A 25,646-nucleotide genomic window follows, 5' to 3' on the forward strand; every position below is an offset into this window, starting at 1 on the left:
GGTCCGGCCGGTGGCTGACAGGGAGTGCGGGCCGTCGCCCGCGCTCCCCGGGTGTCCGGCGTATGCCGGCCCGCCAGGAGGATTTCCCCACCTCGGCGGGCAAATCAGGGCAGAGCTGCCTATACCCTCTCCAGCATGACGGGATCCCTGCTGGAGGTCATCGCGCTCGGCGTGCGTGACGCCGTGGCGGCTGAACAAGGTGGCGCCGACCGCCTGGAGGTCGTCACCGGGATGGCGGAGGGCGGGCTCACTCCGGCGCCCGAGACGGTCGCGGCCATCGCAGCCGAGTGCCCGCTGCCGCAGATGGTGATGCTCCGCTGCGACGGCGGGTTCGCCGCGGACGGCGACGTGCTGGAAAGGCTGCGCGCCGACGCCCGCGAGCTGGCGCAGGCGGGCGCGGCCGGGTTCGTCTTCGGGTTCCTGGACGAGGCGGGAGCCGTGGACCTGGCGGCCACCGAGGCGCTCATCCACGCGGTGTCCCCGCTGCCCTGGACGTTCCACCGGGCGGTCGACCACGCGGCCGACACACAGGCCTCCTGGCGGGCCGTCCGCCTGCTGCCCAACCTCGCCACGGTGCTGACGGCGGGCTCGCCGCACGGCGTGGGGGACGGGCTGCCCGTGCTCAAGGGCCGCGCCGACGCCGGCGACGGCTCCATCATCATGGCCGGCGGCGGTCTCAGGCCCCGGCACGTGGCGGACCTGCTGGACTACGGCGTACGCGCCTTCCACGTCGGCTCGGCGGTCCGGCGGAGCTGGACGGACCCGGTGGACGCGCAGCTGGTCCGCCGCTGGCGCTCGCTCGTCGAACGCGACTAGCCGGTCAGGGCAGGGCCGCGTCGGCCCGGCGCAGGGCCGCCACCAGCGTCTTGACGGTCGCCGGCTCGTCCATCACGCCGCCCCCGGCCGCGCGCCGCTCCTCCCAGGCGCGCACCCGCTCCCGGTAGGCGTCGTAACGCGCCAGATGGAAGGCGTAGACGGTGGCGAACCGGCTCACCAGATGCGACGGATGCATGTCCCACCCCTGGTGGAACCCGTGCGCCAGGGAGTGACGCACCAGCGCCGCATGCCGCCGCCACAGCGCCCGCACGTCGGCGGACGAGCCGGAGGCGGGGGAGGCGGCCAGCGAACCGTCCGACAGCTCCACCCCGGTGCCCGCGAACGCCGTCTGCGTCACGTGCCGCGCGTGGTCGCAGGCCGGATGGTCGAGCCGCTGCTCGTGCGGCGGCAGCCCGAGCGCCGCGGTGTAGTCGAACACCCCGAAGTGCGCCGCCGACAGCCGCCCGCCCAGCTCGCCGGCCAGCTCGGCGCGCAGGAACCGCACGGTCTGCGGCGCCTCCACCTGGATCTCGAACCGCAGCGGGGAGAGCCCCAGCGCCCGCTCCAGCCGCTCCAGGAACGCGACGAACTGCCCGAGGTACGCCTCCATCAGCACCTTGGGGAAGGTCACCACGAAACCGTCCGGCAGCTCGCCGAGCCGCTCGACGATCCCGGTGACGAACCCGTCGAGCGTCCGCACGGACCGCTCCGGGTCCCCGTCGGCGAACGACTTCACCCGAGGCCCCCACCGGCGCGGCAGCGTGCCCGCCGCGCGCATCGCGGCCAGCGCCTCGACCGCCTGCTCGACGTGGCCGTCCTCCTCGTCCGGGCGCACGCCGTACCCGTCCTCGAAGTCCACCCGCAGGTCCTCGACCGGCTCGCCGGCGAGCTTGCGCAGCACCCGCTCGTGCACGGCGGCCGACAGCTCCGCCGGCACGTCGAACACCTCGGCCAGCTCGGCGGGCGTGGCCAGGTGCGCCTTAGCCAGTGCCAGCGCCTCGTCGCCCCACGCGGCCACGGTGCCGGCGCCGAACCGGTCGGCGGGCACGTACACGGTGTGCACGGGCTGCCAGCCGGGCTCGGCCGCGGGGTAGCGCTCCTGCTGCAGCCGGTAGACCTCGGGGAAGCCGGGCACGCCTGACGGGACGGTGGTACGCATGCGTTCCTCTCAGGGACGGCAGGCCCGCAGCATCGCCTCCAGGCCGGTCAGCTTGACCCGCTCGCCGCGGCCCAGCGACTTGGCCAGCTCGGCCTCGGCCGACTCGATCGCCAGCCATTCCTCGTACGTCACCGGGTGCACCCCGCGCTCGGACAGCAGCGCGTCGAGCGGCCTGAGGTCGCGCGGCGCCTGCCCGGACAGGTCGGACAGCAGCGTGCGGACGGTCTCGGCGGCGTCGGACTTGTTCGTGCCGATCACGCCGGTCGGGCCGCGCTTGAGCCAGCCGGCGACGTACTCGCGCTCGCGAACCCGCCCCGCCGCGTTCGGCACGGTCATCGTCTTCTCCGAGAACGGCACCCCGGGCAGCGGGACGCTCTGGTAGCCGACCGAGCGGAGCACCATGCCGACCGGCAGCGTCTCGTACTCGCCGGTGCCGACCACGCGGCCCTCCGGCGAGAGGATCGTGCGCTCCAGCTTGAGCCCCTCGACCCGCTCGGTGCCCAGGATCTCCACCGGACGCAGCCAGAACCGCACGTCCAGGCGGCGCGGCCGGCCGGCCGGGCTGCGCTCCGACCACGAGCGCAGCACCTCGATGTTGCCCCGGATCTGGCGGGGGAAGTCGGCGCCGAGCACGACGGCCTCATCGGGGCGCACGCACACGTCGGCGTTGGCGAGCTCGCCCAGCTCGCGCAGCTCCTTCAGGGTGAACTTGGCGTGCTCGGGCCCACGGCGGCCGATCATGTGGATGGCCTTGACCTGGCTGCTCTCCAGCCGCTCCAGCACCTCGTGGGGCACGTCGGTGGCGCTCAGCTCCTCGGAGGTCTTGGCCAGGATCCGCACCACGTCGACGGCCACGTTGCCGACGCCGATCACCGCCACCTCGGGGCTGTCGAGCGTGAACCGCGACGGGTCCACGTCGGGGTGGCCGCAGTACCAGTTCACGAAGTCGGTGGCGGCGACACTGCCCGGCAGGTCCTCGCCGGGGATGCCCAGCCGCCGGTCCACCATCGCGCCGGTGCAGTAGACGACCGCGTCGTAGCAGGCCAGCAGGTCCTCGACGGTCACGTGCTCGCCCAGCGTGACGCCGCCGAGGAAGCGCACCTCCGGCTGCTCCAGCACCTTGCGCAGGTAGTTGGCGATCGACTTGATCGACGTGTGGTCGGGCGCGACGCCGTACCTGACCAGCCCGTACGGGGTTGGCAGCCGTTCGAGGACGTCCACCTCCACGGCTCCGCCGGACTGCTTGATCAAGGCCTCCGCCGTGTAGATCCCAGCAGGACCGGATCCGATGACCGCCACGCGCAACGTCACGCTGCCTCCCTCGTTCCGGAGATTGTGTACCAGTGGGCACACGCCCCACCAGGTGTAACCTGCCGGTGTGATCGATTTATCCCCGATCGTCCGTACGGATGAACCCCCGCCCTTCGTGCATACCGCCCGAACGTGACGTCTGTCGATATCCGCCTATCTCGGCCTATGTCCGCAGCCGCCGGGCCCCGCACTTCTGACCCACCCGCCCCTTGCGGAAACGCGTCCACGCCGATCACAGTGTTGCCCGTGAGGCGAAAGCACGCGCTGCGACGGACGAAGGACGGCACGCCGCCCGCCGCGGCCGACCTGCCGGCCGGCGGCGCGGTGCATTACGAGGCGTTCGGCCGGGTCATGGCCGCGCTCGCGACCGAGGCCGACTTCATCGAATCCTGCCGCGACCTGACCTGGTGGCGCGGCGCCGACCCGAGCTGGCACGTCGAGTGGCGCGACGGCCCGTTCGCCGCCGAGGTGGCGGCCCTGCTCTCCGACCGTATGCCTGGCCTGGTCACGACGGGCACGAGCGGCGACTCCTGCGCCGTGCTCGACGTCATGGGCGTCCGCTTCGAGCTGCGCGCCATCGACCCGATGGGCCGGGCACGAGTGCGCGCCCGCCCCGGCCTCTGGCGCCTGGCCGAGGCGCTCGACACCACCCGCCGCACCAACACCCGCCATCCGTGGGAAGAACTCCTGGGCGGCTGACGTTACTTCCGGTTAACCGAAATTTGCCTTTCTTGTACGGTCACATAATGTGGAACTGGTCGTCCGCGGCGTCTGCCTGAGGAGGGATGACCTGAGTATTGAGATGAAGACAAGCACGATCGACCACGACTACTTTCTCGAATTCGACCGTCGTCAGCGACGCATCGAGATCCACTTGGTGGTGGCCTTCTTCGCCGGACTGGCCGTCGGCCTCGTCGGCATGCTCGGCGCCGGCCGGATCCCCGGCTGGGCTGGCCAGGTCTACGACCCGTACGCCTATCTGGCCCTGACGGTCGCCGTCGGCGCCACCGCCACCGGCTTCGGTTGGGCGCTGCTGACCACGTTCCTGGCAGCGGTGTCGACCGTGGTGGCCACCATGGGCGGCGGCGCCCTGCGCGGCGATCTCGACGTCACCCTTCTCGGTGGCACGCCGGCCGGGCTCCACTGGACGTTCGCCCTGCTCGTCGGGCTCGGGCTGCTCGCCTACGCGACCCGCAGGGACGACCGGTGGGGCGATCTCGCGGCCGGGGTGATCGGCGCCGCCGTGGTGACCGACGTCGTGGACCGGGCGACGCCCGGGTTCATCGCCGCCGAGCCGTACTTCTGGCCGCTGCCAGCCCTGCCCGTGGGGGCCCTTGCGGCCGCCGCCGTGCTCCTGCTGCGCCGCACGGGGCCGGCCAGGGCGCGCGCTCTCGCGCTGGCCGCCGTCATCGCCGGGCTGTTCGCCATGGGGCTGGCCGTCCTGCCCGGGGGATAAGCGCGCGCGTACGCCTCCTCGGAATCGATAGCCTGTAATCCTTCAAGCCGGTTTCGAGCAAGGAGTAGCCGTGTTGCTGCGCATGTCGTCGTTGTTTCTTCGCACCCTGCGGGACGACCCGGCAGACGCGGAAGTGCCGAGCCACAAGCTCCTCGTTCGCGCCGGATACGTCCGCCGGGTAGCGCCCGGAATCTACTCGTGGCTGCCCCTCGGCAAGATGGTGCTGGAGAACATCGCCCGCGTCGTCCGCGAGGAGATGAACCGGATGGGCGCCCAGGAGGTGCTCTTCCCCGCGCTGCTGCCCCGCGAATACTACGAGGCCACCGGCCGCTGGACCGAGTACGGCGACACGCTCTTCCGGCTGCACGACCGCAAGGGCGCCGACTACCTGCTCGGGCCCACCCACGAGGAGCTCTTCACCGACATGGTCAAGGGCGAATACTCCTCCTACAAGGACTACCCGGTCACGCTCTACCAGATCCAGACCAAATACCGCGACGAGGCCAGGCCCCGGGCGGGCATCCTGCGCGGCCGCGAGTTCCTCATGAAGGACTCCTACTCCTTCGACCTCGACGACGACGGCCTCAAGCACTCCTACGAGCAGCACCGCGAGACCTACATCCGCACCTTCGACCGGCTCGGCATCCGCTACAAGATCGTGTTCGCCACGTCGGGCGCGATGGGCGGGTCGGCCTCGGAGGAGTTCCTGGCGCCCACGCCCACCGGCGAGGACACGTTCGTGGCCTGCCACTCGTGCGGCTACGCGGCCAACGCCGAGGCCGTCACCACTCCCGCGCCGCCCGCCCGCGCCCTCGACGGGCTGCCCGCCCTGCGCGTCATGGACACCCCCGACACCCCGACCATCGAGTCGCTGGTCTCGCACGTCAACGAGCACCACGGTCTGTCGATCACCGCCGCCGAGACGCTCAAGAACGTCGTCGTCAAGGTGTCCACGCCCGGCTCCGACAAGGTCGAGACCCTGGTCATCGGCGTGCCCGGCGACCGCGAGGTCGACTTCAAGCGGCTGGAGGCCGCGCTCGCCCCCGGCGAGCCCGCCATCTTCGAGGCCGACGACTTCGCCAGGCATCCCGGCCTGGTCCGCGGCTACATCGGCCCGCAGGTGCTGCGCGAGCTCGGCATCCGCTACCTCGTCGACCCCCGGGTCGTCACCGGCACCGCCTGGGTGACCGGCGCCAACGAGCCGGGCAAGCACGCCGCCGACGTCGTCGCGGGCCGCGACTTCGAGCCCGACGGCACCGTCGAGGCGGCCGAGGTGCGCGCCGGCGACCCCTGCCCCCGCTGCGGCTCGGCGCTCTCCATCGACCGGGGCATCGAGATCGGCCACATCTTCCAGCTCGGCCGCAAGTACGCCGACGCCGCCGGGCTCGACGCGCTCGGCCCCGACGGCAAGCCGGTCCGCGTCACCATGGGCTCCTACGGCATCGGCGTCTCCCGCGCGGTGGCGGTCATCGCCGAGCAGGCCCACGACGAGCTCGGCCTGGTCTGGCCGCGCGAGGTCGCCCCCGCCGACGTGCACATCGTCGGCACCGGCAAGGACCGCCAGGTCGAGGCCGCCCTGGAGCTGGCCGCCGAGCTGGAGTCGCGCGGCCTGCGGGTGCTCGTCGACGACCGGCCCCAGGTGTCGCCCGGCGTCAAGTTCAAGGACGCCGAGCTGCTGGGCGTCCCGACGATCGTGGTGATCGGCCGCGGCCTGGCCCAGGGGGTGGCCGAGCTGCGCGACCGGGTGACCGGCGAGAAGCAGGAGATCCCGCTCGCGGAGGCCGCCGACCGGGTCGTCGCCGCCTGCTCATCCTGACAATTCCGGCGAAACACCGCCCCGGTTTGACGGGGCGGTGGGGGGCTGTAAGTCTCGACCCGGTGAAGCCACACGTCGAACTGAAAGACTTCTGGGAGCGACGCCTGCAGTCCGACTGGACCGAGAGCGGCGTCGGCTACAAGGCCCTCGGCAGGGCGTTCAACATCTGGATGTACCGAGTCCGCGCCGAGGGCTTCCGCCGCGAGGTCACCGCCCTGGGTCTCGACCTGCCCAAGTCCCGGGTCCTCGACATCGGGTCGGGCACCGGCTTCTACGTCCGCCAGTGGCGGGCGCTGGGCGCCGAGTCCATCACGGGCAGCGACCTCACCGAGGCGGCCGTCGACCGCCTGCGCGGCCGCTTCCCCCGCGACGCGTTCCTGCGGCTCGACATCGCCGACCCCGGCGACGCACTCGAAGACGCCTCCTACGACGTCGTGTCGGCGATGGACATGCTCTTCCACATCACCGACGACACGCGCTACCGCGCCGCCCTGACCAACATCGGCAGGGCGGTCAAGCCCGGCGGCGTCTTCGTGCTGTCGGAGAACTTCCTGCACCGGCCCGAGCAGCGCTCCGACTACCAGGTCAACCACACGCTGCCGTGGATCACCGCGGCCCTCGACGAGGCCGGGTTCGAGGTGCTGCGCCGCGTCCCCATGCTCGTCCTGATGAACGCCCAGGTGGACGCCAACCCCGTCTGGCGCAAGCTGTGGGGCGGCTTCCTGCGCGCGGTCACGCTGACCGAGATCACAGGCTGGCTGGCCGGCGCCCTGCTGCATCCGCTCGAACGCCGCCTGGTCCGGGTGCTCCGCGAGAGCCCGACCACCGAGCTCATGATCTGCCGCCGCCGCTGACCTCTTCGGGAGGGTCGCCGCCTCGCCCGGAAGCGAGGCGGCGACGCGTCAGCGCTCGCGGGCGGTCCTCATACCCGCCTCCTGAAGGCAAGCACGCCCATGGCCGCGAACCAGGCGTGCACCTCGACGATCCCCAGCCGCTGCACCAGCCCGGCCACCCCCTGCTCGGCCCCGTCGGCCGTGGGCTGGAAGGTCAGGAAGAACAGCACGAGCAGCACCAGCGTCAGCGGGCTGCCCACGAGCAGCCACGTGCCGAACCGGCGCAGGCCGGGCATCCGGCGGAAGTACCTCCCCGCCACCAGGAAGCCGATCACCGGCGTGCCGATCGCCAGCAGGTAGCCGAGCGTGTGCGGCATCATCTCCTCAAGGGTGAAGATCCCGCAGAGGATCTGGCCCACGCCGCTCAGCCCGAGCAGCACCACGCAGGCCAGGCGGCCGGGCCCCGCGAACGTGCGGAAGACGCCGGCCACACCGGCGATCAGCATCAGCCCGGTGACGACGAACGCGGCGTTCATGAAGGGCCCGGTGACGCCCATGCCGAGCCCGCTGACGGGCTGGCTGATGGGCGAGTATCCGGTGAACCGGTGGCCGAAGAGCGTGTAGCCCGGGCTGACCAGGCCGAGCACGACCCAGGACAGCGCGAACAGCGCGGGCCCGGCGACCGCCCCCAGGGCCATCCATGGAGCGGTTAACGGGTAAGCGGGACGGAACATGACAGAACTCCTCCAGTGATCGACGTGCCCCACGGGGAGGAATCCCGGTTACCCTTGCGGTTGCCGACCTCGTGCACCGGGTTCCGTTCCCGCGGGATCTGCATACGAGGCCGACCCCGGTCGCGGTGTTCCCGCACCGCACCGGGGTCCTGCCCCTCGGGCCTGCCGTGGCGGCAGTCCGTTGAGCGGGGTCAGCCCGGCGGACCACCCCCGTCGGCGCTCCAGGCGGCGTGCGCCCGCGCCCACTGGGGGCCCCAGCCGGTCTCCGGGTCCGTGATCCGCCGGACGAACCGTTCGACGAACGCCGTCTCGGCCTCCAGGAGCGCGAGCCGATACTCCTCCTCGACGACGAACAGCTCCGGCATGCCGGAGCCCACCGTGTCCTCGATCAGGGCGGCGATCTCCGCGCGCTGCGCGGCGAGCCGTTCCAGCCGCCTGCGCAGCAGCTCCACGACCTGGTCCGGCGGCAGCGCGCCGATCAGCGACAGCGCGGCCACGAACCCCGGATACTCGTGCTTCGGCTGCTCCACCAGCTCGCTGAGCCAGTCACGCAGCTCCCGCCGCCCTTCGTCGGTGAGCCCGTACACGGTCCGCTCCGGCAACTGTCCCTGCCGGCTCGTGCCGACCTCGACGATGAGCCCGGCGCGGGCCAGCTGACCGACGACCATGTAGAGCGAGCCGTGGTTGTACTTGATGCTGCGGGCGTCCCCGTGCTCGCGCAGGGTCCGGCCGAGCTCGTACGGGTGCATGGGACGCCGGCTCAGATAGGACAGGACGGCCAGCGCCAGCAGGTTTCCCACTTTGCGCTTCCCCGCCATCACGCCTCCTGTAGTCAGGATCAACTATCCGGCGTCGGCTAGTCGATGTCAACTACTTCGCCGAGCCCTCCAAGGGAGCGGACCACGCTGCCGAAGGTCAGCCGCCGGGAGTCGGGGTGACGGACGGGGCGGGAGCGGCGGGCGCCGGCATGCCCGGGAAGGCCGTGGTGACGCCCCGGTGGAAGGAGTGGGCCCGGACCACCGCCTCCTGCACGGCCACCGCCGCGTAGCGCCGCAGCGCGGTGTCCCCGGCCGCCACCAGCTCCAGATAGGACGCGGTGAGCCCGGTCTCGACGTGGGCCGCGAGCCGGGAGGCCGCCGCAGCGCTCGACGGGACGGACGGCAGCGCGTAGGAGGCCTGGGCCTCGCTGGGCTGCCCGCCGCGGGCGGTGATGAGGCGGCGCAACTGGTCGCGGCGGTCGCGGTGCGCGTCGAAGGCGCGGGTGAGGCGGGTGCGCAGGGAGCCGGTGGTGCGGGCGCCCATCAGGCCGTACGCGAAGACCGCGGCGTGCTCGGCCGAGAGCGCCTTGCGGAGCTTCTCGACGTCTCCAGGATCGCCGTGGGCGCCGGCGGCAGGCGGCCGGGGCGGCTTGACGACGGAGGCGGCGTGCAGGGCCTCGCAGGCGCCGATGCTCGCCACCAGCTGGGCCAGGGCGGGCGCCACACCCGCGAGCTGGGCGGGCCGCCGCGCCGCCGCCTCGCGCTCTAGCGCCCGCAGCCGCGACAGCGTCATCTTGGGCGCGGCCGTGGCGGTGGGGGAGACCGACGCCGTGGCCGATGCTGTAGCCGACGGGCTGGCGGCCGGGCTGGGGGACTGCGCGGGAGGCCGGGCGGTCAGCCCGGGGAAGCGCCGCCGCAGCTCGGCCAGGTGGGCGAGGTGGCGGTCGCGATAGGCGGTGAGCTTGCCGCCGTCGGCGATCAGCGCCGCGTAGAGCGCGATCGTCCGCTCCTTGTCGGCGATGAGGACGCGGGCCAGCGCCTGCTCGGGGGTGTCGCGTACCGGCTGGGGGTCGGGCGGCGCGCTGCAGCCCGCGAGCAACGCCACGACGGCCCCGCCCGCCAGCAGGGCTCGCCTGGAGAGGTGAGGCTGGCGCACGAGCAGGACCTTTCACTGTTGCGGACCGCAGAGAGCATCGTACGGGCTGGCACCCCCGCACGCGGTCAGGCGCGGCGTGTGCGGGGATCACGGTGAGCGGGGTGAGTGACGCTCTGCGCAGGCCGCCGAACAGATAGGGTGTCAACTGTCGTCGCTGGCCGAGCGGGCCGGCGACGCTGAGCCAGTGGCGAGGTCCGCCCGGCTGTGACTCGACAATAGGGGAGGTCGATATGGGCAGCGCGTCACCCCGCGACCACCTGATGAAGCTCCTGGAGCCCGTGGTCGCCGCTGAGGGCCTCGACCTGGAGGACGTGACGGTCACCAAGGCCGGCAAGCGGCGGCTGCTCCGTGTGGTCGTCGACCGTGACGGCGGCGTGAGCCTCGACGACGTGGCCGACGTGAGCCAGGCCGTCTCGGCGGCCCTCGACGAGGACGACGCGATGGGCGCCGCTCCCTACACGCTCGAGGTGTCCTCGCCCGGGGTCGACCGTCCGCTGACCGAGCCGCGCCACTGGAGGCGCGCCGCCAAGCGGCTGGTCAAGGCGGAGATGCGAGACGGCGGCCTCATCGAGGGCAGGGTGTTGTCAGCCGACGACGCCGGAGTCGACCTCGAGGTCGACGGCGCCGCTCGCAGGCTCGACTATCAAGACCTGGCCCGCGGGCGGGTGCAGGTGGAGTTTCGCCGCATCGACGACGTCGACGGCGACGAGGGCTAGGGGGAGCCTCGTGGACATCGACATGAGCGTCCTGCGCAGCCTGGAGCGGGAGAAGGACATCTCCTTCGACCTGGTCGTCAAGGCCATCGAAGACGCGCTGCTGATCGCCTACTTCCGCACCGAGGGAGCCGGCGCCAAGGCGCGCGCCGAGCTCGACAAGGCGACCGGCCACGTCACGATCTGGGCGGCCGAGCTCGACGAGGACGGCGAGATCGCGCGCGAGTACGACGACACTCCGGGCAACTTCAGCCGGATCGCGGCCACCACCGCCAAGCAGGTCATCCTGCAGCAGCTGCGCGACGCCGAGGACGAGATCAACTTCGGCGAGTTCGCCAGCCGCGAGGGCGAGCTGGTCTCCGGCGTGATCCAGCAGGGCAAGGATCCGCGGGTGGTGCTGGTCGACCTCGGCAAGATCGAGGCCGTGCTGCCCGCCCACGAGCAGGTGCCGGGCGAGGAATACACCCACGGCGAGCGCATCCGCGCCTACGTGGTGCAGGTGAAGAAGGGCCACAAGGGCCCGTCGGTCACGCTCTCGCGCACCCACCCGGGCCTGGTGAAGAAGCTGTTCGCGCTGGAGGTGCCGGAGATCGCCGACGGCACCGTCGAGATCGCCGCGGTGGCGCGCGAGGCCGGCCACCGCACCAAGATCGCCGTACGGTCGCGCAAGCCCGGCGTCAACGCCAAGGGCGCCTGCATCGGCCCGATGGGCTCGCGGGTGCGCAACGTGATGACCGAGCTGCACGGCGAGAAGATCGACATCATCGACTGGTCCGAGGACCCTGGTGAGTTCGTCGGGAATGCCCTGTCGCCCGCCCGTGTTTCCCATGTCGAGGTTCTCGATCTCGACGGACGGGTGGCCCGGGTCATCGTGCCCGACTACCAGCTCTCGCTGGCCATCGGCAAGGAAGGGCAGAATGCCCGGCTTGCCGCGCGGCTGACAGGCTGGCGGATCGACATCCGTCCCGACACCCAGGCAGAGGATGCCGCCGGTTCCGTAGATGCGTCGACACGGTAATCTGGAATATGGTTGCCACGCGGCCCCACAGCGCACCTGTGTGGGCTGCAGGGTTCGCACGGACAAGTCCGAGCTGCTCCGACTGGTGCTGGTCGAGGACCAGGTGGTCCCCGACCAGCGAGGACAGCTTCCTGGCAGGGGTGCATCGCTGCACCCGTCCATGAACTGTCTGGAGCTCGCCGAGCGTCGCCGGGCGTTCCCGCGCGCGTTTCGCGTGCCGGGGCCGCTCGACGTCTCGCGCGTGCGGGCACACCTGAAGGAGAACCACGAAATGTCATGTAGGACGCCGAGTTGATGGGGCGGAGTCAGATTGCTATGAGCGCCTGATGAGCACGCGGCGATGAAGATGTCAAGGTAGCGACGGTCCGGACGGCACAGCCAGCCTCCCGGGCCGAGTTAGGGAGTGCAGTGGCGAAGGTCCGGGTATACGAGCTCGCTAAGGAGTTCGGCGTAGAGAGCAAGGTCGTCATGGCCAAGCTCCAGGAGATGGGGGAGTTCGTCCGTTCGGCGTCCTCCACCATCGAAGCGCCGGTGGTCCGCAGGCTCACCGAAGCTCTGGGTGCGTCGAAGGGCGCGCCCTCGAGGGGCGGCGGTTCGCCGTCCCGCAAACCGCAGCCGCCGAAGGCTGCCCCCCGGCCGGCGGACAGCCAGGCCGGAAACGGCGCCCCTCAGGCGTCGGTCCCCTCATCACCTCCGCGTCCCGGGCCCAAGCCCGGTCCGCGTCCCGGCCCGGCAGGCGGCACGCCTCGCCCGCCGGTGCCGATGCCTCAGCAGCAGCAGCCACCGCAGCCGCAGCAGCAGCCGCGACAGGAGCCCGAGGCCGCCCGCGGCGAGGCGCCCAGCGCCCCGCAGGCCCGGTTCGACACCGGCCAGCAGCGGCCGACGCCCGGCCCGCGTCCCGGTCCCGCGGCCCGTCCCGGCCCCAAGCCGGGTCCGGCCCCGCGTCCCGGCGCCGGCCGTGAGGGTGGCGGCGCCGCGCAGGCTCCGCGCCCCGGCGGCGCGCCGTCGGACCGCGGCCCGCGTCCCGGCCCCAAGCCGGGCCCGCGCGGCCCGCGTCCCGGCAACAACCCGTTCTCGTCCAACGCGAGCGGCATGGGCCAGGCGCGCCCGCGTCCCGGTGGCAACCGTGACGGTGCGGGCGCGGGCCCGCGCGACCGTCGCGACGGTCCGCCGCGTGACGGCGCCGCTCCGCGCCCGCCGCAGGGTCGCGGCGGCGACAGGCCCACGCCCGGTCCGCGTCCCGGCCCGCCCGGTGCGGCCGGTCCGCGTCCGGGTCCCGGCGCCGGTGGCCCGCGTCCCGGTCCTGGTGCGGGTGGCCCGCGTCCCGGTGGCCCGCGTCCCAACCCGATGATGATGCCGCAGGGCCGTCCGTCCGGCCCCGGTGGCGGCGGTGGCCGTCCCGGTGGTCCCGGCGGCGGCGGTGGCGGCCGTCCGGGTGGCGGTGGCCGTCCGGGTGGCGGTGGCGGTCGTCCCGGTGGCGGCGGCGGTTTCGCCGGTCGCCCGGGTGGCGGCGGTCAGCGCACGGGCACCGGTGGTCCCGGTGGCGGCGGCGGTTTCGCCGGCCGTCCCGGCGGTGGTGGCCGTGGTCGCGGTGGCGGCACGGCGGGCGCCTTCGGGCGTCCCGGTGGCCGTCCGGCCCGTGGCCGCAAGTCCAAGCGCCAGAGGCGCCAGGAGTTCGACAACATGTCGGCGCCGGCGATCGGCGGCGTGCAGGTCGCTCGCGGCAACGGCGCGACGATCCGGCTGCCGCGCGGCGCCTCGCTGTCCGACTTCGCCGACCGCATCGGGGCCAACCCCGCCTCGCTGGTGCAGATCATGCTGCACCTCGGCGAGATGGTGACGGCCACGCAGTCGGTCAACGAGGAGACGCTGCAGCTGCTCGGCGCCGAGCTGGACTACAACATCCAGGTCGTCAGCCCCGAGGAGGAGGACCGCGAGCTTCTCGAGGCCTTCGACATCGAGTTCGGCGAGAACGAGGGCGACGAGGCCGACCTGGCCGCGCGGCCGCCGGTCGTGACCGTCATGGGTCACGTCGACCACGGTAAGACCAAGCTGCTCGACGCCATCCGCAAGACCAACACGGCGGCGCGCGAGGCGGGTGGCATCACCCAGCACATCGGCGCCTACCAGGTCACCACCGAGCACGAAGGCCAGGAGCGCAAGGTCACCTTCATCGACACCCCGGGTCACGAGGCGTTCACCGCCATGCGTGCCCGAGGCGCGAAGTCCACGGACATCGCGGTGCTGGTGGTCGCGGCCGACGACGGTGTCAAGCCGCAGACGATCGAGGCGCTCAACCACGCCCAGGCGGCCGACGTGCCGATCGTGGTCGCGGTCAACAAGGTCGACAAGGAGGGCGCCGACCCGAGCAAGGTCAGGGCCCAGCTCACCGAGTACGGCCTGGTGGCCGAGGAGTACGGCGGCTCGACGCTGTTCGTCGACATCTCCGCGCTCAAGGGTCAGGGCATCGAGAACCTCCTCGAGGCCATCCTGCTGACCGCGGACGCCGAGCTCGACCTGCGCGCCAACCCGACGATGGACGCTCAGGGCATCGCGATCGAGGCCTACCTCGACAAGGGCCGCGGCCCGGTGGCGACGGTCCTGGTCCAGCGCGGCACGCTCCGCGTCGGCGACTCGATCGTCTGTGGCGAGGCCTACGGCCGCGTCCGGGCGATGCTCGACGACACCGGCGAGCCGGTGGAGGAGGCCACCCCGTCGCGTCCCGTCCTGGTGATGGGTCTGACGGCGGTGCCGAGCGCGGGTGACAACTTCATCGTGGTCACCGACGACCGGATGGCCCGGCAGATCGCCCAGCAGCGCGCGGCGCGCAAGCGCAGCGCCGACATGGCGAAGTCGAGCCGCCGCCTCACCCTCGAGGAGCTGTTCAGCGACCTCGAGAAGGGCCGCGTCGACGAGCTCAAGCTCATCATCAAGGGTGACGTGTCCGGTTCGGTGGAGGCGCTGGAAGACGCGCTGCTCAAGATCGACGTCGGCGACGAGGTCAGGCTCCGTGTCCTGCACCGCGCCGTCGGTGCGATCACCGAGTACGACGTCAACCTCGCCGTCGCCGACGACAACGCGGTCATCATCGGCTTCAACGTGCGCCCCGAGCCTCGGGCGCGCGACCTGGCCGAGCGCGAGGGCGTCGACATCCGCTACTACTCGATCATCTACCAGGCGATCGAGGAGATCGAGGCGGCGCTCAAGGGCATGCTCAAGCCCGAGTTCGAAGAGGTCCAGATGGGCACGGCGGAGGTCCGCGAGGTCTTCAAGGTGCCGAAGATCGGCAACGTCGCCGGTTCGCTGGTCCGTTCGGGCGTGATCACCCGCAACAGCAAGGCCAGGCTGATCCGCGACGGCGTCGTCATCGCGGACAACCTGACCGTCTCGTCGCTGCGCCGGTTCAAGGATGACGCGACCGAGGTCCGTGAGGGCTTCGAGTGCGGCATCGGCGTCGGCTACAACGACATCAGGATCGACGACGTCATCGAGACGTTCGAGATGCGGGAGAAGCCGCGGGCCTGATCCGTGGCCGGGCGCCCGGCGGGCCATCCGCCGGGCGCCTTCCGCGCGTCCGGGCCGGTCTCCGCCGCACCGGCCCGGCGTGCGCTCGACACCAGTGCAAGCGGCGGTTGCCAACGATGTATGTGGGTGCCCTGACCCTGGACATCCTGCTCGGCGACGTGCACTCGCTGAAGCAGAAGCGATCCGTCGTGCGTCCCCTGGTCGCCGAGCTGCACCGGCGCTTTCCCGCCGTGGCCGTGGCCGAGGTCGGCCATCTCGACCTGCACAGGCGGGCCGAGGTCGGCGTCGCGGTGATCTCCGCCTCCGCGGGTAACTGCAAAGAGGTGATGGACGCCTGCGAGCGGCTGGTGGCCTTCCGCCCCGAGATCGAGCTCCTGTCCGCCAGGCAGCGGCTCTACAACGACGATGACTGAACGAAAGCACGACCGCTCGTCGTGCGTGAGGGGGAGCGAACATGGTGGATGCAGCACGAGCACGCAAGCTCGCCGACCGCATCCAGCAGATCGTCGCCGAGATGCTGGAGCGCCGGATCAAGGACCCGCGTCTGGGCTTCGTCACCGTGACGGACACGCGGATCACCGCCGACCTGCGCGAGGCGACGGTCTTCTACACAGTGTTCGGCTCCGACGCCGAGCGCGCCGACAGCGCGGCCGCCCTGGAGAGCGCCAAGGGCGTCATCAGGTCCGAGGTGGGCCGTCAGACAGGTGTGCGCTTCACCCCGACGCTGACGTTCAAGCACGACCCGCTGCCCGACAGCGCCCGCCAGCTCGACGACCTGATCTCGGCGGCGCGCGCGCGTGACGCCGAGGTGGCGAAGCGGGCGCAGAGCGCCTCCTACGCCGGCGAGTCCGACCCCTACCGCAAGCCGGAAGAGGACGAGCAGGACGGGCCTTCGGCGCTGTGACCCCCGACGTGCGCGACAGACCGGGCCGTCCGGCCAGGAGCGGTTCCGTCACGGTGTCCGAGGACGCCTGGGAACGGGCGGTCGGTCTCATCTCCGAGGCCGACGAGGTCGCGCTGGCCTGCCACATCTCGCCGGACGGCGACGCGCTCGGCTCGATGCTCGCCGTCGGGTTCGTGCTGCGCTCGATGGGCAAGCGGGTGGCCGCCTCCTTCGGTGACCACGACTTCACCGTGCCGCGCCTGCTCCGCTTCCTGCCGGGGCAGGACATGCTGGTGCCCCCCGACCGCTACCCGGCCGAGCCCGACCTCATGATCACCTTCGACTCGCCGTCGATCGCCCGGCTGGGGCTGCTGGAGGGCAGCGTCCGCCGGGCCCGCACGCTCATCGTGGTCGACCACCACCCGTCCAACGAGGGTTTCGGCACCGTCGACCTCATCGACGCCCGGGCGGCGGCCACCGCGATGCTCGCCGAGCAGCTCATCTACCGGCTCGGCGGCTCGCTCGACCGCGACATCGCCACCTGCCTGTACGCGGGGCTGGTCACCGACACCGGCTCGTTCCGCCACTCCTCGACCAGCCCGGCCGCACACCAGATGGCAGCCCGGCTGGTGGCCACCGGCCTGCACACCGACGAGATCGCCAGGGAGCTGTGGGACCGCGCCCCGTTCGGCTATCTCAAGGTGCTGGCCGCGGCGCTCGGCCGGGTGACGCTCGACGACGGCCTGGTGTGGACCTACGTGACGCGGGTCGACCGGGCCGCGTACGGGCTCCCGTACACCGAGCTCGAAGGCATCATCGACGTGGTGCGGCGCACCGACGAGGCCGACGTGGCGGCGGTGCTCAAGGAGGACGACCAGGGCGCCTGGCAGGTGTCGACCCGTTCCAAGGGCCGCATCGACGTGGCGCACGTGTGCGCCGCGCTGGGCGGCGGCGGCCACCACAACGCGGCCGGTTTCACCTCGTACGACAGCCCCGAGGCCACGATGGCGAAGTTCAGGGCCCTGCTGAGAGAGGCGTGATGGCCGAAAGCGGCTTGATCATCGTCGACAAACCCGCCGGTTGGACGTCCCACGACGTGGTGGCCAGGCTGCGCCGCCTGGCGGGCACCCGCCGGGTCGGGCACGCCGGCACGCTCGACCCGATGGCGACCGGCGTGCTCGTGGTCGGCGTGGAGAAGGCGACCAGGCTGCTCGGTCACCTGGCGCTGACCGAGAAGGTGTACGAGGCCACGATCCGGCTGGGTGTGGGCACGAACACCGACGACGCCGAGGGCGAGGTCACCGCGACCGCTTCGGCCGCGGACGTGGCCGAGGAGGCGATCCGGGCGGGCGTGGCCGCGCTCACCGGTGAGATCATGCAGATCCCACCCCAGGTCAGCGCCATCAAGGTCGACGGCAAGCGGGCCTACAAGCTGGCCCGCGCCGGCGAGGGGGTCGAGCTGGCCGCCCGGCCGGTGACCGTGCACGAGTTCGCGGTCACCGAGGTCCGCCGGCAGCCGGACGTGGTCGACGTCGACGCCACCGTGCGCTGTTCGTCCGGCACCTACATCAGGGCGCTGGCCCGCGACCTCGGCGGCGCGCTCGGCGTCGGCGGGCACCTGACGGCGCTGCGCCGCACCCGCGTCGGCCCGTACGGGCTCGACCAGGCCAGGACTCTCGACCAGCTCGCCGAGAAGTGCGAGATCCTGCCGATCGGCGAGGCGGTGGCGGCGGCGTTCCCGCGCAGGGACGTGAGCCTGGAGGAGGCCAGGGTGGTCATGCACGGCGGGCGGCTGCCCGCGGCCGGTCTGGGCAAGGGCCCGATCGGCATGTTCGGCCCCGACGGCGAGCTGCTGGCGCTGGTGGAGGAGCAGGGCCGGATGGCCAAGCCGCTGGCGGTCTTCGTCTCCGCCTAGACGGGCTTGCGCGCCACCATGATGTCGCGCACGATCGCCTGGTCGACCCAGTGTTCGAAGTCGGGGTAGGCGACCACGTCGAGGCCGGCACCGGTGAGGATGGCGGCCAGCTCGTCCCGGCCGCCCCCGTAGGTGTTCCAGGAGACGCCCAGAGCGCCGCCGGGCCTCAGCAGCTCGGCCCAGACCGGCGTGGCCTGCTCCAGCAGCTCCAGCGGGCTGCGCGACAGCCCGCCGCCGCCCTTGCTGCCGTGCTGCACCCCGTAGGGGGCGTCGGTGACGACGGCGTGGAACGAGCCGGGCTTGAAGAACTCCCGGGCGCGCAGGGTGTCGGCGTTGACCACGGTGACCTTCTGGGTGTCGCCCGCCTTGTAGGCCTCCTTGGTGGTGCCGAACACCACGTCCAGCCGCCGCCCGGCCAGCGCCCGCTGCCGGCGCACCGGCACGGTCTCGGCGGTGTGCTTGAGCCGCTTGTTCTTCAGCCAGGTGCGCAGGAAGCCGGAGTAGGCCTCGAAGTCCTTGCCGTCGTGGTCGAGCCCGTAGGCGTCGTAGCCGTACATGAGCGCCTGGTTGAGGGTGGTGCCGCGGCCGCACAGCGGGTCGAACACGGAGAGCGCGCCGCCGAGCGGGAAGTCGGAGGCCAGCACGGTGACGTTGAGCAGCAGCTTGGTGAAGTGCTCGTTGGTCTTGCCGGCGTACTTCTGGATCGTGATCAGGTCGCTGCTCAGCCGGTCGAGCGGGTTGAGCTCCACCGGACGCAGCAGCTCGCCCTCCACCCCGAACAGGGCGTAGACCGACGACAGGTTGGACAGCAGCGCGACGTCCGGGCCGGAGAGCGGCTCCGCCGTCTCGAACGTGACGTAGGGCAGCCCGCCGATGCGGGTCTCCTCGATGGCCCGCACGCCGGCCGCCAGCCCGCGCTCGGCGAAGACGTCCAGCTCGGCGCGGGTGAGGCGGGGCGCGCTGTCGGCGTAGACCCGGTTGAAGGCAGGCAGGATCAGCAGCGCGTATCGAGGCATGCAGCGGATCGTACCGCCCTCGGTTGCGAGGTACGGGCCCGCGCATGGCAGGCTTGGAGGGTTGATCCTGGGATGAGCGAATGGGGCCGGGTGTGCGTGAATCGGAGAGGTCAGTCGTCACGATCGGCGTGTTCGACGGCGTGCATCGCGGCCATCGGCAGGTGGTCCGGCGGGCTGTCGAGGTCGCCCGCGAGCGTGGCCTGCGCACGGTCGCGCTGACCTTCGAGCCGCCGCCCGAGGAGGTCGTGCGGCCCGGCTACCGGCCGCTGCGCCTGGTCAGCGCCAAGCGCAGGTCCGAGCTGCTGCGCGAACTGGGCGTGGACGAGGTGGTCGTGCTGCCTTTCACGCTGGAGACGGCCGAGCTGAGCCCGGCGGAGTTCGCGCAGGGCGTGCTCGCCGACCGGCTGCGGGCGGGGGCGGTCGTGGTGGGGGCGGACTTCACGTTCGGCCACCAGGCCGCGGGTGACGTCGAGACGCTGCGCGCGCTGGGCGAGAAGTACGACTTCACGGCCGAGGGGGTGCCGCTGGTCCAGGGCGTCTCCTCGACGCTGATCCGCGAGCGGCTGGTGGCGGGCGACGTCGCCGGCGCCGCCGCCGACCTGGGCAGGCCGCACCGGGTCGAGGGCGTGGTGGTGCGCGGCTACCAGCGCGGGCGCCAGCTCGGCTTCCCGACCGCCAACGTCGAGTCGCCGCCGCAGACCGCGATCCCCGCCGACGGGGTCTACGCGGGCTGGCTGGAATGCGTGCCGGTGGCCAACCTGCCCGCGCTCTACGAGGGGGAGCGCTGGCCGGCCGCGATCTCGGTCGGCACCAACCCGACGTTCGAGGGGGTGCCGCGCACGGTCGAGGCGTACGCGCTCGACCGCGACGACCTGGAGCTGTACGGGGTGCACGTGGCGGTCGACTTCGCCGCCAGGCTGCGGGGCAACACCCGGTTCGACTCGATCGAGGAGCTCGTCGACCAGATCCACGCCGACGTCGACCAGGCCCGCCGCCTCACGTCCTGATCCGCAGCCCCTCCAGCAGCCCCGACAGCGCGGCCAGCGTGTCGTCCAGGTCGCCGGGGCCGGCCTCCGACTGGGCCAGCCACAGCACCGCCTCGTTCATCGCCCCCGACAGCAGGCGGGTGAGCGGGGCGACCGGCCGGGCCGTGATCGTGCCCGACCCGGCGAGCGCCGTCAGCGCCTCGGCCAGGTGGCGGGCGGAGGCGGCCTCGTCCATCGCCCGCCACTCGTTCCAGCCGAGCACGGCGGGGCCGTCGATGAGCATGATCCGCTGCACGTCCGGGTGGGCGGCGGCCCGCACGAACGCGGCGCACCCCGCCTTGAGCTGCTCCCACGGGTCGGGTTCGGCGTCGGCCTCGGCCGCCACCCTGGCCCCCACCTCCTGCTGCACCTCCTCCAGCACGGCGCGGAACAGCGCCGCCTTGCCGTCGAAGTGGTGGTAGAGCGCGCCCTTGGTCACTCCCGCCTCGCGCACGATCTCGGCCAGTCCCACCGCGGCGTAGCCCCTGCCCGCGAAGAGCCGCCTGCCCACCGCCACGAGCGTGCGCCTGGTCTCCTCGCGTTGTTCGGCTCGGGTCCTCGTCATCGCGCGCCTCCAGTTGACATACCGACGGTATGCGAAATAGCGTACCTTGACATACCGTTGGTATGTGAAATGGAGGCATTCATGGAGCTCACCAGCTTCTATCCGGTGATCTGCACCGACAAGGTGGCCGAATCGCGTGACTTCTACGTGGGGCTGTTCGGGTTCGAGGTCACCTTCGAAGCCGACTGGTACGTCAGCCTCAGGCGCGGCGCGTACGAGCTGGCCCTGCTCGACCACGCGCACCCCACGCTGCCCGAGGCGTACCGGAACAGGGCGGCGGGGCTGCTGCTCAACTTCGAGGTCGGCGACGCGGACGCCGAGTGGGAGCGGCTCGTCACGGGCGCGGGGCTGAGGGCCGAGCTGCCGCTGCGCAGCGAGGACTTCGGCCAGCGGCACTTCATCGTGGCCGACCCCAACGGGGTGCTCATCGACGTCATCCAGCCCATCGAGCCCACTGGAGAGTACGCGGCCCAGTACGTCTAGAGAGCTTGAGCGCGGCATCCGCTCCGTGGTGGTAACCTTACATGTCGGCTCTGTGACGGCGGCGCCGCGCGCTGCCCTAAGGCCTTCCTGCGGCGACTGTAGGCACGCACGGTCGTTCGCACATTCGCATCCGCGCGTGCCCGTAGCTCAAAGGAGAGCCGTGTCTCTCGACACCGCTGCCAAGAAGTCCATCATCGCCGAGTACGCGACGACCGATGGTGACACCGGGTCGCCCGAGGTGCAGATCGCGCTGCTGAGCAAGCGCATTAGCGAGCTGACCGAGCACCTCAAGACCCACAAGCACGACCACCACAGCCGTCGGGGTCTGCTGCTCCTCGTGGGCCGCCGTCGCCGTCTGCTGAAGTACCTGCAGAAGGTCGACATCGCGCGTTACCGTGCGCTGATCGAGCGGCTCGGCCTGCGCCGATAGCATGGAAAGGGAGCGGCGGACTCGCCGCTCCCTTCTCATATGGGTCCGGCGAGTCCTGCGGCCGAGAGCCGCCCGCCTGACGTACAACTGAATATCCGAGACACTGAGAGCCCCCGCGTCCGCTCAGCACCACGCGACCCGCGACGCCTGCGGGCCGGTCCTCGGTAGTGGCTTCCGGTAACCAGACCGGGCGCTTCGATCGAAGACCGGCGCTGCACCTACTGACGGGAAGTCCGCCACAGCCTTTCACCGGACACGACGGTGGGGAGGCGCATTCCCGTCAAGCACGAGGGTGCCGGTGAAAAGGGCGCGGGAGACCGACTGACCAAGGAGGTCCCCCGTGGAGGGTGTCCACACCGCTGAAGCCGTCATCGACAACGGCTCGTTCGGCACACGCACGATCCGGTTCGAGACCGGACGCCTCGCGCGGCAGGCGGCCGGCAGTGCCGTCGCCTATCTCGACAACGACACGATGGTGCTGTCCGCGACCACCGCGTCCAAGCAGCCGAGGGAGAACCTCGACTTCTTCCCGCTCACCGTGGACGTCGAGGAGCGCATGTACGCCGCGGGCCGCATCCCCGGCTCGTTCTTCCGCCGTGAGGGCCGTCCGTCCGAGGACGCCATCCTCACCTGCCGGCTGATCGACCGGCCGCTGCGCCCCTCGTTCGTCAAGGGCCTGCGCAACGAGATCCAGGTGGTCGCCACCATCCTGGCGCTCAACCCCGAGCACCTCTACGACGTGGTGGCGATCAACGCCGCCTCGCTGTCGACCCAGCTCGCCGGCCTGCCGTTCTCCGGCCCGATCGGCGGCGTCCGCGTCGCCCTCATCGAGGGCCAGTGGGTGGCCTTCCCGACCCACCACGAGCTGGAGCGGGCCACGTTCGACATGGTCGTGGCCGGACGGGTGCTCGCCGACGGCGACGTCGCCATCATGATGGTGGAGGCCGAGTCCACCCGCGACACGCTCAAGCTGGTCGCCGAGGGCGCGGTCGCGCCCACCGAGGAGACCGTGGCCGAGGGCCTGGAGGCCGCCAAGCCGTTCATCAAGGTGCTGTGCGAGGCGCAGGGCCGGATCGCGCAGGTCGCCGCCAAGGAGACCGCCGAGTATCCGCTGTTCCTCGACTACCAGGACGACGTCCTGGCCGCCGTGGAGTCCGCGGTGAAGAACGAGCTCGCCGACGCGCTCACCATCGCCGCCAAGCAGGAGCGCGAGAACGAGCTCGACAGGGTGAAGGCGCTGGCCGCGGAGAAGCTGCTGCCCGAGTTCGAGGGTCGCGAGAAGGAGATCTCCGCCGCCTTCCGCTCGTTGATGAAGAAGCTCATGCGCGAGCGCGTCATCAAGGAGGGCACGCGCATCGACGGCCGCGGCACCAAGGACATCCGCGCCCTGTCCGCCGAGGTCCACGTGGTGCCCCGGGTGCACGGCTCGGCCCTGTTCGAGCGCGGCGAGACCCAGATCATGGGCATCACCACGCTCAACATGCTGCGCATGGAGCAGGTCATCGACACGCTCAACCCCGAGCGGACCAAGCGCTACATGCACAACTACAACTTCCCGCCCTACTCCACCGGTGAGACCGGCCGGGTGGGCTCGCCCAAGCGCCGCGAGATCGGCCACGGCGCGCTCGCCGAGCGGGCGCTGATCCCGGTCCTGCCGTCGCGCGAGGAGTTCCCGTACGCGATCCGCCAGGTCTCCGAGGCGCTCGGCTCCAACGGCTCGACCTCGATGGGCTCGGTCTGCGCCTCCACGATGGCGCTGCTCGACGCCGGTGTGCCGCTCAAGGAGATGGTCGCGGGCATCGCGATGGGCCTCATCGGCGAGGGTGACACCTACGTCACCCTGACCGACATCCTCGGCGCCGAGGACGCCATGGGCGACATGGACTTCAAGGTCGCCGGCACCAGGGACGTCATCACCGCCCTGCAGCTCGACACCAAGCTCGACGGCATCCCCGCCTCGGTCCTGGCCGGCGCGCTCAAGCAGGCCAAGGGCGCCAGGCTGGCGATCCTGGAGGTGATGCAGGAGGCCATCGACTCCCCGGCGGAGATGAACCCGACGGCGCCGCGCATCATCACCATCAAGGTCCCGGTCGACAAGATCGGCGAGGTCATCGGCCCGAAGGGCAAGATGATCAACCAGATCCAGGACGACACCGGCGCCGAGATCACCATCGAGGACGACGGCACGATCTACATCGGCGCCACCGACGGCCCGTCGGCCGAGGCCGCGCGGTCGGCGATCAACGCGATCGCCAACCCGCACATGCCGGAGGTCGGCGAGCGCTACCTGGGCACGGTCGTGAAGATCGCCGCCTTCGGCGCGTTCGTCTCGCTCATGCCGGGCAAGGACGGCCTGCTGCACGTCTCCCAGATCCGCAAGCTGCACGGCGGCAAGCGCATCGAGAACGTCGAGGACGTCATGAGCGTCGGCGAGAAGGTCCAGGTGGAGATCGCCGAGATCGACCAGCGGGGCAAGCTGTCGCTGGTCCCCGTCGAGGTCATCGAGAAGGAGGCCGCCGAGAAGGAGGCCAGGGGCGACTCCGGCCAGCCCGAGGACGCGGCGTCCGACGGCGGCGACAAGGCCGACCGCCCGCGCCGCACCCGCACCCGGGTCCGCGCCCGCGGCGCCGGCTCCGAGGGCGACGACCGCAACTCGTGACGGTGACAATCAGCACCGGCGCCAAGGTGACGGGGCCGGCCAGGGAGGTCGCGTGACCACCACCACGCTGCACGCCGGCCGCGACGGGGCCGGGGTGGTCAAGCGCACCACCCTCCCCGGCGGGCTGCGCGTGGTGACCGAGACCATGCCGACCGTGCGCAGTGTCGCGGTCGGCATGTGGGTCGGCATCGGCTCGCGCGACGAGGCCCCCGAGCACATGGGGGCCACCCACTTCCTCGAACACCTGCTGTTCAAGGGCACGCCCACGAGGGACGCCATGGAGATCTCGGCGTCCATCGAGGGCATCGGCGGCGAGATCAACGCCTTCACCGCCAAGGAGTACACCTGCTACTACGCGCGGGTGCTCGACGAGGACCTGCCGATCGCGGTGGACGTCCTCGCCGACGTGGTGACCAGCTCGCTCGTGGACCCCGAGGACGTCGAGTCCGAGCGTGGCGTGATCCTGGAGGAGATCGCCATGCACGACGACGACCCGTCCGACGTGGTGCACGAGCAGTTCGCCGCGGCGCTCTACGGCGACTCGCCGATAGGCCGGCCGATCCTCGGCACGGTCGAGTCCATCAACACCCTCGGACGCGACCGGATCGCCGAGTACTACCGCCGCTACTACCAGCCGCCGCGCACCGTCGTCTCCGTGGCGGGGAACATCCGCCACGAGGAGGTCGTGGAGCTGGTGGCGCGGGCGTACGAGCGGGCGGGCGTCCTCGCGGGCCCCGCCGCCTCGGCCCCGCCGCGCACCAGCGGCCCCGGCGCGGAGTCCCGCTCCGGCGTGCGCCTGCTCGACCGGCCGACCGAGCAGGCCAACCTGGTGCTCGGCACGACCGGCATCGCTCGCACCGACGACCGGCGGTTCGCGCTCGGCGTGCTCAACGCCGCGCTCGGCGGCGGCATGTCGTCGCGGCTCTTCCAGGAGATCAGGGAGAAGCGCGGCCTGGCCTACTCCGTCTACAGCTACACCTCCGCCTACGCCGACACGGGCCAGTTCGGCATCTACGTCGGCTGCCTGCCCTCCAAGATCGACGACGTGCTCAAGATCTGCCGGGACGAGGTGTCCAGGGTCGTGGCCGACGGCCTGACCGAGGAGGAGATCGTCCGGGGCAAGGGCCAGATGCGCGGCGGTCTCGTGCTCGGCCTGGAAGACACCGGCTCGCGCATGTCCCGCATCGGCAAGAACGAGCTGGTGTACGACGAGCTGCTGTCGGTCGACGAGGTGCTGGCCCGCATCGAGGCGGTAACCGCCAGGGAGCTCTCCGAGATCGCCGCGGACGTGCTCAACCGGCCGCTCACGCTCGCCGTGATCGGCCCGTACGGTGACAAGGACTTCTCCCACGCCATCACCTGACCCTCCGGGTAT

General features: G+C 71.7%; 25 protein-coding genes. 18 read left to right on the forward strand and 7 right to left on the reverse strand.

The genetic code is table 11. The features are described 5' to 3' along the window. The first annotated feature begins 135 nt into the window (after window positions 1–135). On the forward strand, window positions 136–816 hold the full coding sequence (locus AB0K05_RS09390) for a copper homeostasis protein CutC (RefSeq protein ID WP_148033626.1): 681 nt from the start codon (window positions 136–138) through the stop codon (window positions 814–816). A 4-nt stretch (window positions 817–820) separates the two neighbouring features. Here the strand turns inward: AB0K05_RS09390 and AB0K05_RS09395 are convergent, their stop codons facing one another. Together AB0K05_RS09395 and AB0K05_RS09400 are read right to left on the reverse strand one after the other, a co-directional pair. After that, the gene (locus AB0K05_RS09395) at window positions 821–1,975 is read right to left on the reverse strand and encodes an aldolase (RefSeq protein WP_148033625.1); all 1,155 of its coding nucleotides are present in this window, start codon (window positions 1,973–1,975) and stop codon (window positions 821–823) included. Between the two features lie 9 nt (window positions 1,976–1,984). Further along, complete coding sequence (locus tag AB0K05_RS09400) at window positions 1,985–3,286, reverse strand: FAD-dependent oxidoreductase (RefSeq protein WP_261808769.1); 1,302 nt, start codon at window positions 3,284–3,286, stop codon at window positions 1,985–1,987. Between the two features lie 246 nt (window positions 3,287–3,532). Between AB0K05_RS09400 and AB0K05_RS09405 the strand changes: the two genes are divergently transcribed. The 4 genes from AB0K05_RS09405 (at window position 3,533) to AB0K05_RS09420 (ending at window position 7,412) form a co-directional block, all read left to right on the forward strand. Continuing rightward, the gene (locus AB0K05_RS09405; protein WP_261808768.1) at window positions 3,533–3,985 is read left to right on the forward strand and encodes a hypothetical protein; all 453 of its coding nucleotides are present in this window, start codon (window positions 3,533–3,535) and stop codon (window positions 3,983–3,985) included. Window positions 3,986–4,088: 103 nt separating this feature from the next. After that, entirely contained in the window at window positions 4,089–4,742 is a 654-nt protein-coding gene (locus tag AB0K05_RS09410; RefSeq protein ID WP_148033623.1) for a hypothetical protein, read from the forward strand. 70 nt (window positions 4,743–4,812) lie between these two features. Further along, window positions 4,813–6,558, forward strand: coding sequence for a proline--tRNA ligase (locus tag AB0K05_RS09415; RefSeq protein ID WP_148033622.1), 1,746 nt, complete (start codon window positions 4,813–4,815; stop codon window positions 6,556–6,558). A gap of 62 nt (window positions 6,559–6,620) precedes the next feature. After that, window positions 6,621–7,412, forward strand: a complete 792-nt coding sequence (locus tag AB0K05_RS09420) for a class I SAM-dependent methyltransferase (protein ID WP_148033621.1) — start codon at window positions 6,621–6,623, stop codon at window positions 7,410–7,412. Between the two features lie 68 nt (window positions 7,413–7,480). Here AB0K05_RS09420 and AB0K05_RS09425 read toward each other — a convergent pair whose 3' ends face one another. From AB0K05_RS09425 to AB0K05_RS09435, 3 genes are all read right to left on the reverse strand, one after another. After that, window positions 7,481–8,125, reverse strand: coding sequence for a DUF998 domain-containing protein (locus tag AB0K05_RS09425; protein ID WP_148033620.1), 645 nt, complete (start codon window positions 8,123–8,125; stop codon window positions 7,481–7,483). A 191-nt stretch (window positions 8,126–8,316) separates the two neighbouring features. Further along, the gene (locus AB0K05_RS09430; RefSeq protein WP_148033619.1) at window positions 8,317–8,943 is read right to left on the reverse strand and encodes a PadR family transcriptional regulator; all 627 of its coding nucleotides are present in this window, start codon (window positions 8,941–8,943) and stop codon (window positions 8,317–8,319) included. 97 nt (window positions 8,944–9,040) lie between these two features. Continuing rightward, entirely contained in the window at window positions 9,041–10,039 is a 999-nt protein-coding gene (locus tag AB0K05_RS09435) for a DUF4439 domain-containing protein (protein ID WP_271280457.1), read from the reverse strand. 230 nt (window positions 10,040–10,269) lie between these two features. Here AB0K05_RS09435 and rimP point away from each other — a divergent pair, with 230 nt between their 5' ends. The 8 genes from rimP (at window position 10,270) to truB (ending at window position 18,093) form a co-directional block, all read left to right on the forward strand. After that, complete coding sequence (gene rimP, locus AB0K05_RS09440; protein WP_148033618.1) at window positions 10,270–10,755, forward strand: ribosome maturation factor RimP; 486 nt, start codon at window positions 10,270–10,272, stop codon at window positions 10,753–10,755. A gap of 22 nt (window positions 10,756–10,777) precedes the next feature. Next, window positions 10,778–11,770, forward strand: a complete 993-nt coding sequence (nusA, locus tag AB0K05_RS09445; protein ID WP_148034851.1) for a transcription termination factor NusA — start codon at window positions 10,778–10,780, stop codon at window positions 11,768–11,770. Next, entirely contained in the window at window positions 11,754–12,065 is a 312-nt protein-coding gene (locus AB0K05_RS09450; protein ID WP_219544224.1) for a YlxR family protein, read from the forward strand. The genes nusA and AB0K05_RS09450 overlap by 17 nt, the downstream gene beginning before the upstream one ends. A 113-nt stretch (window positions 12,066–12,178) precedes the next feature. Next, the gene (gene infB / locus AB0K05_RS09455; protein WP_364228166.1) at window positions 12,179–15,295 is read left to right on the forward strand and encodes a translation initiation factor IF-2; all 3,117 of its coding nucleotides are present in this window, start codon (window positions 12,179–12,181) and stop codon (window positions 15,293–15,295) included. A 116-nt stretch (window positions 15,296–15,411) separates the two neighbouring features. After that, window positions 15,412–15,708 carry a DUF503 domain-containing protein gene (locus tag AB0K05_RS09460; protein ID WP_148033615.1) on the forward strand — a complete coding sequence of 99 codons (297 nt, stop codon included), beginning with the start codon at window positions 15,412–15,414 and terminating at the stop codon, window positions 15,706–15,708. 41 nt (window positions 15,709–15,749) lie between these two features. Continuing rightward, window positions 15,750–16,199: a 30S ribosome-binding factor RbfA gene (gene rbfA / locus AB0K05_RS09465; RefSeq protein ID WP_148033614.1), complete on the forward strand. Its 450-nt coding sequence runs from the start codon at window positions 15,750–15,752 to the stop codon at window positions 16,197–16,199. Window positions 16,200–16,207: 8 nt separating this feature from the next. Further along, window positions 16,208–17,218 carry a DHH family phosphoesterase gene (locus AB0K05_RS09470; RefSeq protein ID WP_261808766.1) on the forward strand — a complete coding sequence of 337 codons (1,011 nt, stop codon included), beginning with the start codon at window positions 16,208–16,210 and terminating at the stop codon, window positions 17,216–17,218. Next, window positions 17,218–18,093, forward strand: coding sequence for a tRNA pseudouridine(55) synthase TruB (truB, locus tag AB0K05_RS09475; protein ID WP_271279628.1), 876 nt, complete (start codon window positions 17,218–17,220; stop codon window positions 18,091–18,093). The genes AB0K05_RS09470 and truB overlap by 1 nt, the downstream gene beginning before the upstream one ends. On the opposite strand, the gene AB0K05_RS09480 is transcribed toward truB, so the two are convergent. Then, on the reverse strand, window positions 18,090–19,109 hold the full coding sequence (locus tag AB0K05_RS09480) for an SAM-dependent methyltransferase (RefSeq protein WP_364228169.1): 1,020 nt from the start codon (window positions 19,107–19,109) through the stop codon (window positions 18,090–18,092). The two genes, truB and AB0K05_RS09480, sit on opposite strands and share 4 nt — an antisense overlap. A gap of 80 nt (window positions 19,110–19,189) precedes the next feature. Here AB0K05_RS09480 and AB0K05_RS09485 point away from each other — a divergent pair, with 80 nt between their 5' ends. After that, entirely contained in the window at window positions 19,190–20,116 is a 927-nt protein-coding gene (locus AB0K05_RS09485; RefSeq protein WP_219544218.1) for a bifunctional riboflavin kinase/FAD synthetase, read from the forward strand. Here AB0K05_RS09485 and AB0K05_RS09490 read toward each other — a convergent pair. Beyond that, window positions 20,106–20,699, reverse strand: coding sequence for a TetR/AcrR family transcriptional regulator (locus AB0K05_RS09490; protein ID WP_364228172.1), 594 nt, complete (start codon window positions 20,697–20,699; stop codon window positions 20,106–20,108). The genes AB0K05_RS09485 and AB0K05_RS09490 overlap by 11 nt on opposite strands. 81 nt (window positions 20,700–20,780) lie before the next feature. Between AB0K05_RS09490 and AB0K05_RS09495 the strand changes: the two genes are divergently transcribed. From AB0K05_RS09495 to AB0K05_RS09510, 4 genes are all read left to right on the forward strand, one after another. After that, window positions 20,781–21,182, forward strand: a complete 402-nt coding sequence (locus tag AB0K05_RS09495) for a VOC family protein (RefSeq protein ID WP_271279632.1) — start codon at window positions 20,781–20,783, stop codon at window positions 21,180–21,182. Between the two features lie 160 nt (window positions 21,183–21,342). Further along, on the forward strand, window positions 21,343–21,612 hold the full coding sequence (gene rpsO / locus AB0K05_RS09500) for a 30S ribosomal protein S15 (RefSeq protein WP_148033607.1): 270 nt from the start codon (window positions 21,343–21,345) through the stop codon (window positions 21,610–21,612). A 340-nt stretch (window positions 21,613–21,952) separates the two neighbouring features. Next, on the forward strand, window positions 21,953–24,271 hold the full coding sequence (locus tag AB0K05_RS09505) for a polyribonucleotide nucleotidyltransferase (protein ID WP_364228174.1): 2,319 nt from the start codon (window positions 21,953–21,955) through the stop codon (window positions 24,269–24,271). 52 nt (window positions 24,272–24,323) lie between these two features. Next, a complete protein-coding gene (locus AB0K05_RS09510; protein ID WP_148033605.1) occupies window positions 24,324–25,634 on the forward strand; it encodes a pitrilysin family protein in 1,311 nt (436 codons plus the stop codon). The last annotated feature ends 12 nt before the right edge of the window (window positions 25,635–25,646 follow it).

The sequence above is a fragment of the Nonomuraea sp. NPDC049486 genome (assembly GCF_040676925.1).
GTDB classification, from domain to species: domain Bacteria; phylum Actinomycetota; class Actinomycetes; order Streptosporangiales; family Streptosporangiaceae; genus Nonomuraea; species Nonomuraea ferruginea.